13 protein-coding genes are annotated in these 12,918 nt (G+C 32.3%); all 13 read right to left on the bottom strand.

Annotated elements, in window-relative coordinates; genetic code table 11:
* On the bottom strand, positions 1-1,273 hold a 1,273-nt coding region (locus tag BUA21_RS12915), incomplete at its 3' end, for a recombinase family protein (RefSeq protein WP_072745251.1).
* Complete coding sequence (locus BUA21_RS12910) at positions 1,230-2,570, bottom strand: recombinase family protein (RefSeq protein WP_072745250.1); 1,341 nt, start codon at positions 2,568-2,570, stop codon at positions 1,230-1,232. The genes BUA21_RS12910 and BUA21_RS12915, both read right to left, overlap by 44 nt.
* A gap of 56 nt (positions 2,571-2,626) precedes the next feature.
* Positions 2,627-2,788, bottom strand: coding sequence for an SHOCT domain-containing protein (locus BUA21_RS14980; RefSeq protein ID WP_200796561.1), 162 nt, complete (start codon positions 2,786-2,788; stop codon positions 2,627-2,629).
* Complete coding sequence (locus tag BUA21_RS12905; protein WP_072745249.1) at positions 2,769-3,197, bottom strand: RNA polymerase sigma factor; 429 nt, start codon at positions 3,195-3,197, stop codon at positions 2,769-2,771. Before BUA21_RS12905 ends, BUA21_RS14980 begins: the two co-directional genes overlap by 20 nt.
* Before the next feature lie 48 nt (positions 3,198-3,245).
* Complete coding sequence (locus BUA21_RS12900; protein ID WP_200796564.1) at positions 3,246-3,929, bottom strand: N-acetylmuramoyl-L-alanine amidase; 684 nt, start codon at positions 3,927-3,929, stop codon at positions 3,246-3,248.
* Positions 3,913-4,323, bottom strand: coding sequence for a phage holin family protein (locus BUA21_RS12895; protein ID WP_072745247.1), 411 nt, complete (start codon positions 4,321-4,323; stop codon positions 3,913-3,915). The genes BUA21_RS12900 and BUA21_RS12895 overlap by 17 nt, the downstream gene beginning before the upstream one ends.
* Positions 4,324-4,401: 78 nt before the next feature.
* Positions 4,402-6,075: a hypothetical protein gene (locus BUA21_RS12890; protein ID WP_072745246.1), complete on the bottom strand. Its 1,674-nt coding sequence runs from the start codon at positions 6,073-6,075 to the stop codon at positions 4,402-4,404.
* 9 nt (positions 6,076-6,084) lie between these two features.
* Positions 6,085-7,254, bottom strand: coding sequence for a hypothetical protein (locus tag BUA21_RS12885; RefSeq protein WP_072745245.1), 1,170 nt, complete (start codon positions 7,252-7,254; stop codon positions 6,085-6,087).
* Between the two features lies 1 nt (position 7,255).
* Complete coding sequence (locus BUA21_RS12880; RefSeq protein ID WP_072745244.1) at positions 7,256-9,157, bottom strand: phage tail spike protein; 1,902 nt, start codon at positions 9,155-9,157, stop codon at positions 7,256-7,258.
* Positions 9,157-9,861, bottom strand: coding sequence for a distal tail protein Dit (locus BUA21_RS12875; RefSeq protein WP_072745243.1), 705 nt, complete (start codon positions 9,859-9,861; stop codon positions 9,157-9,159). Before BUA21_RS12875 ends, BUA21_RS12880 begins: the two co-directional genes overlap by 1 nt.
* Positions 9,861-12,395 (bottom strand): phage tail tape measure protein, encoded by a 2,535-nt coding sequence (locus tag BUA21_RS12870; RefSeq protein WP_072745242.1) that lies wholly within the window; start codon positions 12,393-12,395, stop codon positions 9,861-9,863. Before BUA21_RS12870 ends, BUA21_RS12875 begins: the two co-directional genes overlap by 1 nt.
* Before the next feature lie 54 nt (positions 12,396-12,449).
* Complete coding sequence (locus BUA21_RS14975; RefSeq protein ID WP_200796560.1) at positions 12,450-12,605, bottom strand: hypothetical protein; 156 nt, start codon at positions 12,603-12,605, stop codon at positions 12,450-12,452.
* A gap of 11 nt (positions 12,606-12,616) precedes the next feature.
* Positions 12,617-12,916, bottom strand: coding sequence for a phage tail assembly chaperone G (gpG, locus tag BUA21_RS12865; RefSeq protein ID WP_072745241.1), 300 nt, complete (start codon positions 12,914-12,916; stop codon positions 12,617-12,619).
* Positions 12,917-12,918 lie beyond the last annotated feature (2 nt).

Genomic DNA, 12,918 nt, shown 5'->3' with positions numbered 1-12,918 from the left:
ATTCTTCTACTATTTCCATCTCATTTTGAATAACAGCTGCCTTCTTTTCAAGCTTTGTTGTGTCTAGAAGTTCTTCCAATATAACTTCATAGCCCGTTATAATTTCTTCTTTATTTTCTATTAAGCTATTAAAAGCTTTGATAAATGCCTCCTTAATCTGGTTCTCATAGATGTGTGGAGTCTTGCATTTCTTTTCATTCTTAAACTTGTGGTTGCATTGCCATATGGTTCTTCTGTATTTACTGTTTGAGTGCCAAACTTTACTTCCATAAAAGCTTCCACATTCTCCACATACTATTTTCCCTGAAAAGCAGCTTCCCCCTGTCTTGTAACCTTTAGCTTCCTTTCGCTTTTTCATCTCAAGTTGCACTAGGTCAAAGGTTTCTGGTTCAATAATAGCTGGATGGCTGTTCTCTACATAATATTGTGGAACTTCTCCCTCATTAATCTTTTTCTTCTTTGTTAGAAAATCAACTGTATAAGACTTTTGTAATAGTGCATCCCCTTTATATTTTTCATTTTGTAAGATGCTTTGTACAGTTGAACTACACCACACTTTCTTCCCTCCAGGAGTTGGTATGTTTTCTTCTGTAAGTTCTTTAGCTATACCTGAAGGAGTCTTTCCTTTAAGAAACAATCTATAAATCTTTCTAACAATTTCTGCTTCCTTTTCTACTATTTTTGGAAGTCCATCTTCACCTTTTTCATATCCAAGGAATTGGCCATATGGAAGGCTTACTTTTCCATCTGAAAATCTTTTCCTATGTCCCCATGTCACATTTTCAGAAATTGAGCGGCTTTCCTCTTGAGCTAGAGAACTCATTATGGTTATTAAAAGTTCACCTTTACTATCCATTGTATAAATATTTTCTTTCTCGAAGTATACTTCAACTCCATTTTCTTTTAATTTCCTTACAGTAGTTAAAGTATCTACCGTATTCCTAGCAAATCTAGATACCGATTTAGTTATTATAAGGTCAATCTTCCCATCCAGTGCGTCCTCAATCATTTGATTAAAACCTTCTCTATTCTTTGTGCTAGTAGCTGATATTCCTTCATCTGTATATACTCCTACAAACTGCCATTCTGGTTTTGATTTAATATGGTTTGTATAGTAGTCCCTCTGTGCTTCAAAGCTAGAAACTTGTTCATCAAAATTGGTTGAGACTCTTGCATAAGCAGCTACTTTTTTCTTGATGGGCCTATTTTCTTTGAAACATTCATAGCTATTATTCTTGGCAGGTATTACCGTTACCGTTCTTGCTACCTCCATGATTTCTCTCCTCCCATTGTTTTAATGCCCTTTCTCTTGCCCCTTGACGAGCTTCTTCATCCCAGCTTTTACTTCGTGGTTTATGCTCCCATGTCCTCTGAATAATTTCCCCATCTCTAAATACAAATTTCAGTATGTTAAAATCACAAATCTCTATATGTTCAATTTTTTCATTGAATAGGGTTTCATCAAAATTCTCTACTTCTAATACTTTACTTGTAATCTCAAGTAAAATCTCCTCTGGTATTTGCCTTGAGTTGCAGTAATCTTTTCCATGTCTTGTATAGGTACTGCAAACCCAATACACTCTACCATGGCTTAGCTTTCTTCTATATTTCTTTCCACAGTTTTCACAAATTAATTTGCTGGTAAAAGGATAAGATACTTTTTTCCCTGCAAACTTATTTCGTCTTTCTTCCATTATATATTGTACTTTTTCAAAGATATCTTTTTCAATTATCGCAGGATGTGAGTTTTCAACATAGTACTGTGGAAGATCTCCTTTATTTCTAACTAGAGTCTTTGTCAAATGGTCTTCTACATATTTCTTCTGAAGTAATGCATTTCCTATATATTTTTCATTTCTAAGGATTTCAGCAACTCTTTCTGAATTCCACTTACCTCCTCTAGGTCTTTTCACTTTCATCTGACTAAGTTTTTTTGCAATACTAGTTGTTCCCATGCCATTTAAGTAGTCATCAAATATCATCCTTACTATTTCAGCTTCTTCTTCATTTATAGTAATTTCTCCATCATCAATGTCATAGCCATATATAAACCTTAGGTTTACAATTTCCCCCTCTAAGAAACCTTTCCTAATTCTCCACTTGCAATTTTCACTAACAGAACGGCTTTCTTCCTGGGCAAAAGAAGCGAGGATAGTTAGCATTAGCTCCCCATCCCCGCTTATAGAATGAATATTTTCTTTCTCAAAGTATACATCTACATTTATATCCTTTAATTCTCTAACAACTTCTAGCATAGTCACTGTATTCCTAGCAAATCTAGAAATTGATTTTGTAATTATTAAATCAATTTTTCTGTCTCTTGCATCTTGAAGCATTCTTTGAAACTCTTTTCTATTATCCTTAGTTCCTGTCATTCCTTCATCTGCATAGATACCGACAAATTCCCATTCAAGCCTTTTCTGAATATAGTCATTATAATAACTAATTTGTGCTGATAATGAATGAAGCATGGCATCTTTACCAGAAGAGACTCTAACATAGGCTGCAACTTTTTTCCTTTCAAGCCGTTTAATGTTTGAAGCCTTGATTCTTCTAATGTTTCTAGCCATTTCCCCACCTCCTTTCAGCACGATGTTAACTCTAATTTTGATACATAGCAAGTTAATTAAGCATACAACCCACCTATTATGGGGTTATATTTCTTTACTAAGGCTTTGTTAATTTTTTGATATTCCTTATGATCTATAAGATTCTCCTCTAGCATATTCTTTGCCACTAAAAGAGACACTTGATAATTTTTCTCTCTTTCAAATTGTTCCTTTGTCAATTGTATCTCCCCCTTTAAAACGATGATTTATATAACAGGCATGGGTACAAAACTTACGGTCCTTGTTTCCATAGCTTTGAAACTCAATACCACATCCTTGGCAGGTTAATGTATAAAAAGCTTTCTTTTCATGCTTATCTTTATTTTCTTTCCACCATGCTCTTCTGCATTTCTCAGAACAGAATTTCTTAGGTTTCCCTCGATGATTTTTCTCTAATTTCCTGCCACAATATTTACAATTATCATATTGATCCTCTTCAAGATTTTCTTTATCTTCTTTTGCTTTATCATTTCTCCTACAAAAAGACTTTATAGTATTAACTGAAATATTAAGGTCACTAGCTATTTCACCATAGCTATAGCCTTCATCTCTTAAGTTTATTATTTGTGTTTTTTGTTCTTCAGTCATACAATCCCCCCATAAAAAAAGAAGTGGCTATTTAAACCACTCCTACAATTAAAATTTATAAGGCATTATAACAGCATCGAATCCCAAGGCTTTAAGTTTTTCTACTTGCCTTTCTGCATTTTCTTTTTTTGAATATGAACCTACCATTACTCTATATAGAGTTTGACTAGCGGATGACATATTAGGTTCTTTATATTCAATTCCAACTTCATCTAGTATAGCCTTTGATAGGGCCATTACGATTTTCTTAAAACTACTATCGAATAACTTGTTGTCTTTAGAGTTATCAATAAATCCTATTTCAATGAGTACTGCTGGTGCTTTTGTTTTCCTTAATACATGGAAGTTAGCTGCCTTTACACCTCTATCTTTAAAACCAGCATCTACCAATGCTCTTTGCATCTTCTCTGCTAAACTCTTAGCCTTTTCAGTTTGATTAATATAAGTGAATGTTTCTACCCCTTCGGCTTTTTCAGGTTTAGAAGCATTTCTATGAAATGATATGAAGTAGTCATATTTCTTTTTATTCTCAAAGTTACTTCTTTCTTTTAGACTCATGGCAGTATCTTTAGTTCTAGTTTCATCAACTATTACTCCATGTCTTCTTAGTTCAGCTGCTACAGCTTTTCCTATTTTTAATACATCTTGTGATTCTTTCCTTCCATTATATATAGCACCTGGATCACTTCCACCATGGCCATAATCACAGCAAATCCTAATCATTCTTTTCATCTTCTTTCTTAAGTTCTGTAAATACAGCCTTTAACTTCTCTGGTACTGGAAGGCCTATCTTTGTGGCATTTTCAATGATACTTAGTCCTTCATTGGATAAATAGAAAAATATTACTGCAGTTCTAATGGCACTACCATTTTTAATAATGTGCAAGTCTACAATATTACCAATTCCTACAAATATAAATATGAGAATCTTTTTAAATATTCCTTTAAACCCTATTTTGCTTGATACTTTTCTTTCAATTACTGCTAACATAAGACCTGTAATATAATCAATTACTACAAAGGCTACAAGTGCATAAACCAATCCATCAACACCTCCTAAGTACCATCCTATAAATCCTCCTATGGCTGTGAATATTAACTGAAGGGTATCAATTACATTTTTCATTAATTTCTCCTCCTTTTTGGCATAAAAAATAGGCACCTATAAAAGTGCCAGTATTCAATAAAATTCCTTCTATTTATTTTAATAATAATCTTCCCCATAATTAACTAAGTCTATTTCAAACATATACTGTATTTTCATTGTATTTGCTTCTGTTTTCTCAACAGGCTGTGCAAGTTTTGTATGTGCTCCTATAGGCTTGCTGGTAAGAAGTGCTTGTATCAATAAATAGGTAGTACCTGATCCATAATACCTGCTTATCCATCTATCTGTACCAAGTATATTATGGAAAGAATAATAACTACTATTTATAGAAAAATATTTTCTATATGGTTCTAATAAATTCCCTTGTTTATTTATTACCTGAAAAAAGCTAGTTCCACCCTGAGTGTTTGTATAGTATAAATATATTCGATTTGCACTTCTATAAAAATCGTAAACATAACATCTTCTTTCAATATTCCCACTATCCATACCTCTTGTTTCAAACCAAGTTGAGTTCCCTATTTTGGGTTTAATATTCATATCTTGAACTTTATTTCCCTGACTATCCACTCTTATCCATCTACTAGTATAAACATTTTCATTGAATTGACTATCCAGTCTAGTAGTATAGCCTATAATATCAATACAGCCATCAAGAAATACTCCATCAGTATTTATTTGCTTATAATTAAACAATACATTATAATCTTTATCCTTAAAATCTTGGCTCATGTTTATGTCTACAAAACTTAGTTGTACTCCTACTTTACTCCATTTATAAATTCTTAAATAATTATCTCCTGAATACGAATAATTATAAAATCCTATAAAAACCATTTCACCATCTGGTTGTATATATGGGCAAGCTTGATATAGCCCATCATATTTTTTTATAGCATTACTACTATCTGATACAAGAGCATTTCCCTCATAGTTTAATAATCTTATTACTTGATCCCATATAATTATGTCATTAGTATTAATATCAAAAGGTATCATTAGCCAATGCCCTTTAAGACTTTCTGGAAACTGTAAATAACTTGATTGAGTTATACTTGTATTCTTCCCATCTGCTAAAAGCCATCCCTTCGTAGGACTTATGAATTTTATAGTTTTTGCATAGGAAAACAACCTATTAATTGCATAGTATCTTCTTGGATTGATTTCACTATTAATATAGTAACTATTATCCTCATATTCTCTCCCATACAATGCAGCACCTCTATAAAAATAATCCTTATTTTCAGGGTCACTATCTGCCCAATAAATGCTTTCTATTCTTCCATTTGCAGCATGAGTTGGGAAGTCAAATACAAAGTTAATCTTTATCTTATTATCTGTTAACTCAAATTTAGTCTCAGACCTATTGACAGTTCCCCTTATTGGATCATTCCCTGAATATGGTTCATTTCTCCCTGCAAAACCTATAATATTTCCTATAACTCTTTGTTCATTTATATTCTCAGGTTTGTCACTGTCGGTTAAATAAAGATAATTAAACCATGTATAATTTTCACATCTTCTTGTATTTCCAGCACCCATAATTCCTTGTACAAAAAGTTCTAAGAATGTATCTTTGAAATATAGGTCTGGAATTAAATTCTCAGTATACGCTTCTTTTACTTTTTTCTTAGTTTTAGCATCAAAAAGTTCTAGAAGCACCTTCCCTTTGATACCTTGATTTTCTTTATATTTTTTACTAGTCATAATACTCCCATTTATAGAATCTTTATTATATGAAATACATTCCCTTAAATTTTCATCTACCATATAAACACCTCAACTATAGAAAATTTTTAGTTTCTTAATCTTACATACATCTGAAAGAGTCGGTTTTTCTAATATATAGGCAAATCTAATTTTTCTATTTAGTTCAATTAACTCATTTAATCTTTCATAATTTATTACATTTAGGTTTTCTGGATTTATTCCCTCATTTAAAAACTCCACAGAATTCGTGATATCTATTTCCCTATAATCATTTGCATTTATATCAAAGGTAAGATAAGCCTCTCCACTGTCCACACTAAAAGCTATCCTTACTTCTCCATTGGTCTTAGTTATATTTCCATTATTATTTATTATATCTGTAGATACTTCAGCTATTATATTTGATATCAACTTCTCACTAGGAATAAAAAAATCTTCCTTTTGCTCTATTACTTTAGGAAGACTTGTTGCTATTAATCCTATTTTAAATTTAATTTCTTCTTGTCTTTCTACTGCATTAGGATTATCTGTATAATAATAAACCTTTGGTGAATCTCCTACTATACCATCCAAGGATGAGGGTAAAAAATCATTCCCATAGTTTAATAATATTTCTTCAGTTAAAGGCATATCAGAAACCTTAACCCATTTAGGAACACCTTCCACTTCTTGAAAGTTCTTTATTCCTTCATCATCAATTATTAAAAATCTTTCTTTATCGGGAAAATACGATCCTTCTGTTACCTTATAGTTCTTCCCATCTTTACTATCAGAGATTAAGACATAGGATTTGCCAGTTTCTAATGTTATGCTTTGAGTTCCTATTCCAGGATTTACAAAGCTATCTGTGCCAGTATTCGGAGTCTTTTCTATAACTATTTGAATAACACCTGTTTCATAAAAAGAAACTTCCCAAACTAAATTATTATTTCCCCAGCCATTATAGGTACTATTTCCTTCAAACCTTACCCTAAATAATCTATATCCATTTTCCTCTTCTCTTGAATAGTACAAATTATTATAACTTGTATACCTTCTATTAATTTTAATATGCTCTGAAGATGAACCAATACCTATCCACGAGTTACCACTTGAATAAATTGTTCTAATTAAATCTCCATTGTACATAAAGTCAAATCCCATGTCAGGTAAAGTTACTGTAGAATCATCATTCCTTGTTCCATAAAGAGTCATTCCAGAACTTCCTTTTGGGTTTGCCATTATAGGTCTTACTCCCATATCATATCTCCTCCAATTCCCAGATGATAGATAGTAAGTTATTGTATAAGTTTCTATTAGGTAATGTAGCCGTATATAAAACTCCTTTTTCTAATCTTGAGTCAAATGTTCCTTCTTCTATTAGTTCAGGCTCTGATATGCTGACTTTATTATAATAATCATAAGTTCCGTCTTTGTTTTTATCAAAATCAGCACTCCATGCTATCCACTCATTATCATACAAATATTTACTACTGTTATTTGGTGAAAACTCTTCAATTATTCCTACTACTTCTATATTAATATTTAAGTCCATAGTTCTTGTATAGCTATTAAAGATTTGACTAAAATCATCTTCAGTGTAGCTTATTATAAAATCTTTTTTATCTGGCACTAAACTTTTAAATAAATAGTTTTCATTATACTTATATTTAGAAAACTTTATATAAAACAAATTATAAAGAAAACTATAAATTACTTCTGCTCTAGGAATACTTGCACTAAGTCCACCTTCTAAGTCTCTACCTTCAATAGTTACTTGAAGATTTCCTTTTTCAATAACAAAACTTCCATTAGTTACTTCTAACTCCACCATAAAGGTATGATCTCCTGCAGTAACCTGTGGCATAGGAAGGGGAAGTCCTATAACATTGTCACCCTTAGCTAACTTTTGAATTGGCTTAAAATCATAATATACTCCATCAAGAGAAAATAATATCTTTATGGAGCAATCCTCACTTGCCTTACCTGTCATGGTAATATTACAGTTTAAATTTGTATCTGCTTTTGCAGTAATTCCAAACACCATTGCAGCAAATTTAGTTGTAGTAACATTTATAACTTCAGTATTTTTCTTAATTATCATGCTGCTTAAGGTTCCAGTTATGGCACTATTAATTTCATCTAATAGTCTAGATGTATCTATTTTTTCTATTATAGTATTTAGTGGGTCTCCTAATTCTATTTTAGTGTTTATAGGATTTATTAAATCTACTTTCTTTTTTATTACTCTAAGTTCTGTAGTAAATCCTAGTCTTTCGTTTTTTACCTTTACAATATCTCCAACATCTACTTCTGTAAGGCATTTAAAATCCTTATATTCTTCTATCTTACTTAATTCTAAAAAATCAATAGTAATAAATATCTTAGGAAGAGATACTTTTTCAGCATATTCCTTTGCTTTAACTCTTAGTGTGTCAACATCCTTACATTCTTTGAATTCAACTTTCTTAACTATAGGAAAAGGTAAAATATCAGCCTTATCTCCTAAAACTTCAATATATCTTTCAGAAAGTAATAGTCCATTTGCACCAACTGGATATATTTTTGTAGCCATTTCACTGGTATCTTCTATGACTTTCATTCCTCTAATGTTTTTACCGTATTTAATTAATATTCCTTTATCAGTGCCTACCTTATCTTTAATATGTGCCCTATAATTATCCCTATAAATCTCTCCACCATAAACTTCAATTAGCCTATACATTGCATCTGCTGCATTAATTTCCTTTGCAATAAATGGTGCTATGTTTCCTTCGGGTGCTGTAAAGTCATATACAGCTTGAAGTTCAGGTGGAATTGTTCCTTCTAAGGCCTCTTTAGTATTTGCATTTAATATCCTTACAGATTCTATAAAATAATAGGCAAGATCATAAAAAATATGTCTTGCCCACACTTTAATTTTACTTATCTTATCTTGAATTCTTTCAACCTTATATATTCTAAAAAGCTGGCCATCAGCTTTAATAATATTTAATTCCTCCAAGTATTGAGCCTTATGAGATACTACTGGATACTCAATTTCCAAACTGTATTCTCCATTTAGCTCATGAGTAATTTCGGCCATTATGCATTCATCTAAAACACAAAGTCCGTTATTTTCAAAGTTTCCTTTCCCTGTTTTCTTATCATAAATAGTAATCATTATAGCCACCTCCAGTTTGGGAGGATTTTAATTTTACTTACATTGCCAGTCCATTCAACCCTATTAGAGCCAGGACTTAGATATATAAATTCACCTTTTACTTTATTATTTAAATTCTCTCCTAAATCATTATAAGAATCTTGAATTACTGAATTAAGTATAATCTTATCTTTTATATTAGTTAAATTAACCTTAGTTTCATTTACTGTTAATTCAATATTTCCTTCACCATATACCGATATTATAGGCTCACTTTTTATACTTCCTACATTTATTATAGATGAGCCTGACTCTACAATTGTAAATACATTATTATAAGTTGCATATTTAAAGGGCCTACAATTAAATATTATTATAAATTCAGAAAAAATCTTAACTACCTGAGAAAAATCAATACTATTAACCACTTGCGCTCTATACTTTTTATCATCTTGGAAGCTAAATATTAAGTCACTCTCTCCCGCTGAAAATAGCCATGCTTTAATATCATCTATTTTATCTATCAAATTACCATCTTTGATTTTACACTCTACTCCTATGGTTGTATTCTCATAAGTTTCCTCATCATAAACTAAACTTGAATCTCTTCCTGGAATGTCTATATATGATACTCTTCTTTTAGGGGAGGGAAGATTGGGTCTTTTAGATATTATTATTCCATAGTCTTTATAACTATCCTTTCCTGCAAAGTTAAAGCTAATCACTAAATACCACCCCTTCCCATAGCAACTCTTTGTCTGTAGAACTCTAATTCATAAGCAAGTTGTTCTATATCCTTATCTGTATTATTGTTAAAATTATCTATGTGGATTGTTAGGTTTGAGTTATTGGTATTTGTTTGCCCTTTGCCTTTTATCATTTCCATTGATTTCTCATTGCTAAATACCTTTGAACCTCGTGGTAGATTTACTAATTCTGGTCCTCTTTCACCTACCCAAGTAAGTCCACCTCTCCAATATTCAGTTCCTTCTGCATTTCTACCAATGCCCTTTATTTTCTCGCCTACAGTTTCAAATACTTGTTTTACTCTTTGGGTGAAAGTTGCTTCCTTGTTTTCTACTCTCTGCTGATTCCATTCTTTTATTTTTGAAATTCCACTTTGAATACTATCTTTAACCTTATTAAATGCACCCTTAACTTTCTCTACCATGGCTGAAAACTTACCACCTGTTAAATCGTCCATGGTCTTTAATGCTGAACCCCAAACTGTTTTATATATTTCTGTATAAGTACCAATGATGCCTTTAATTCCACCACCATGCTCATCTATTTTTCCTCTCATGGCTTGCCAGGCTGAAGCAGTATTACTTTTCATGTTTTCCCAAGTATCATTAGTTTTGCTCTTTATATTTTCCCAAGAAGAACTTACAGATGTCTTTATATTTCCTATGGTTTCATTGGTATTTGATTTTATATCATTCCACCTAGTAGATATTGTAGTTTTCACATTATCCCAAGTTTGAGATGTACTTTCTTTTATATTATTCCATTTTTCACTTATAGCTTCTTTAAGTTCTCCTGCCTTTGCCTTTATATCATCCCAGTTTTTATAAAGAGTTACTCCAACTGCAACTATGGCAACTATTGCGGCTATGGCTATTCCTATGGGACTTGTTAAAGCTCCAATAACTCCACCTGCATTTGCTATTACTTTACTTACATTTGAAAAAACTTCTATTGTCTCTCCTACTTTTTTAATCATTGAACCAGTTCCTAATAGGACAGGTCCAATAGCTGCTGCAAAGAGTCCTAATTTTACTATTGCCTCTTGCTGGGCTGGACTTAGGGAGTTTAGTTTATCTATAAAACCTTGAATAGAATCAATGATATCTGCTATGGAAGGTTTTAATACATCATAAATTTTAAGACCCAATTCTTCCATGGCTGATTTCAACTCAATAATAGAACCTTTATTGTTATCTCGCATAGTATTTGCCATATCATCAAGTGCACCATCAAACTCTGAAATATCTTTAGTTAAAGTATCATAGCTATCATCCATACCATTTAACAGTGCATTTAAATCTTTTACGTGTTCCTTCCCACCAATCATGGCAAGATAAGTATTTCTTTGCTCTTCTGTCATTCCTTTAAGTTTATCCTTTAATTCAAATAGTACATTTTCTAAGCCTTTAAAATTTCCCTGGCTATCAAATGCACTAAATCCAAGTTCATCTAATGCTTGTTTTGCCCTTCCTGTAGGTGCTGTAAGATTTAATAAAACTGCATTTAGGGCCGTTCCTGCTTCACTGCCTTTAACACCTGCATTGGCAAGAAATCCTAAAGCTAGTGCACTTTCTTCAAGGGGTACATCTAATCCTCTCAAAGTTCCACCTACTCCAAGAAAGCCTTCTGCCATCTGGTCAATGTCTGTATTAGAACTTCTTGCTGTCTGGGCCACAATATCTAAATACTTCGGTAATTCCTGAGTTGTAAGACCTAATGCACTCATAGAATCAGTAACTAAACTACTAGCTCTTGCTAAATCAATATTTCCTGCTTCACTTAAACGAAGAACTGGCATTAGTGCTTCCATTGAAGTCTTTGAGTCCCAGCCAGCAAGGGCCATGAAACCTAGAGCATCTGCTGCTTCTTTTGCAGATTTTGAAGTAGATGCTCCTGCATCCCTTGCTGCTTTTTCAAGTTGTACCATATCTTCTTCACTTGCACCAGAGAAAGCCTTTACTTTACTCATTGACTCTTCGAAATCCATGCCTATCTTTATAGCAGCAGTTCCTATTCCAGCAAGAGGGACAGTTACTTTTTTAGTTAGGTCCTTACCTACATTCTGAAACTTCCCTCCTATATCTTGCATTTTCTTTCCCACAGGTTCTAGGCTCTGTCCTAATTTGTACCAGTTTGAACTTTGAACTTCTATTTCTTTATTTACTTTCTGTAAATCCTGCTCCATTAAGGCCAGTTGTTCTTTAGCCTTATTTAGTTTTATCTCTAACTCCTGAGTAGCTTTTGCATCTTGCCCCTTGGTATCTATAGACTTTTTATGAGCTTCTTCTAAGGCCTTAATCTTTTCTTTTTGAATTTCTGTCTGCTTTGAAAAGCTTTCAGATTTTAATTTAAGGCCATCAAGGCTTTTTCCATGGTCCCCCATAGAAGCTGAAGCTGCTTTAAATTCAGATTGTACTACTCTTAATTCTCTATTTAATTGAGATACACCATTTTGAAATCCAGTTGAATCAAGACCTACTTTTACATTTAACTGCCCTATCTCCCTTGCCAAATTCTCACCACCCTTCTTAAAAAAATTATAAAAAAACCACCTAAAGTTTAGGTGTTATAAAACATCATCAATATACACTTTTTCTTCTCCAAGCTTTTTATTTAATAATTTAAGGTAATACAAAATATCCATAGAATCAATTTCATTTAAAGTCCATCCACTTTCAAGTAACCCTAGATATAGGCTATCAATAAAATCCTGGGGATCCATGGAATTCCCCTCTACTGTTTTTTTTCATCACCTTTAGTTTCATCCGCCACTTGTCCTACTACTTCATTTATACATCTTGTTATAGTTGGTATTAATTCTTTGGATTCTAATCCATCATATAGTTCATCCCTTGTAAATTGATTACCAAACAACTCAACTACATAATCTACTAATGTATCCAGTTCTTCTGGGGATAAACTTTCAAAGTTTACTTTCCTTGATACTTCAATAGTTCTTCTAACCATTCTGGCAGATATAAATCCTGAAACATAAGTCTTATCCTTATTATTTATTCTTAATGTTATATCCATAG

It is taken from the genome of Sporanaerobacter acetigenes DSM 13106 (genome assembly GCF_900130025.1).
GTDB classification, from domain to species: domain Bacteria; phylum Bacillota; class Clostridia; order Tissierellales; family Sporanaerobacteraceae; genus Sporanaerobacter; species Sporanaerobacter acetigenes.
Note: the sequence above shows the minus strand (reverse complement) of the source record. Positions and strands in the feature narration are given on the sequence as shown.

Coding starts and splice junctions, on each gene's coding strand:
- BUA21_RS12910 (WP_072745250.1), bottom strand. CDS start 2,570: ATGGCTAGAAACATTAGAAGAATCAAGGCTTCAAACATTAAACGGCTT.
- BUA21_RS12905 (WP_072745249.1), bottom strand. CDS start 3,197: ATGACTGAAGAACAAAAAACACAAATAATAAACTTAAGAGATGAAGGC.
- BUA21_RS12900 (WP_200796564.1), bottom strand. CDS start 3,929: ATGAAAAGAATGATTAGGATTTGCTGTGATTATGGCCATGGTGGAAGT.
- BUA21_RS12895 (WP_072745247.1), bottom strand. CDS start 4,323: ATGAAAAATGTAATTGATACCCTTCAGTTAATATTCACAGCCATAGGA.
- BUA21_RS12890 (WP_072745246.1), bottom strand. CDS start 6,075: ATGGTAGATGAAAATTTAAGGGAATGTATTTCATATAATAAAGATTCT.
- BUA21_RS12885 (WP_072745245.1), bottom strand. CDS start 7,254: ATGGGAGTAAGACCTATAATGGCAAACCCAAAAGGAAGTTCTGGAATG.
- BUA21_RS12880 (WP_072745244.1), bottom strand. CDS start 9,157: ATGATTACTATTTATGATAAGAAAACAGGGAAAGGAAACTTTGAAAAT.
- BUA21_RS14975 (WP_200796560.1), bottom strand. CDS start 12,605: ATGGATCCCCAGGATTTTATTGATAGCCTATATCTAGGGTTACTTGAA.
- gpG (WP_072745241.1), bottom strand. CDS start 12,916: ATGGATATAACATTAAGAATAAATAATAAGGATAAGACTTATGTTTCA.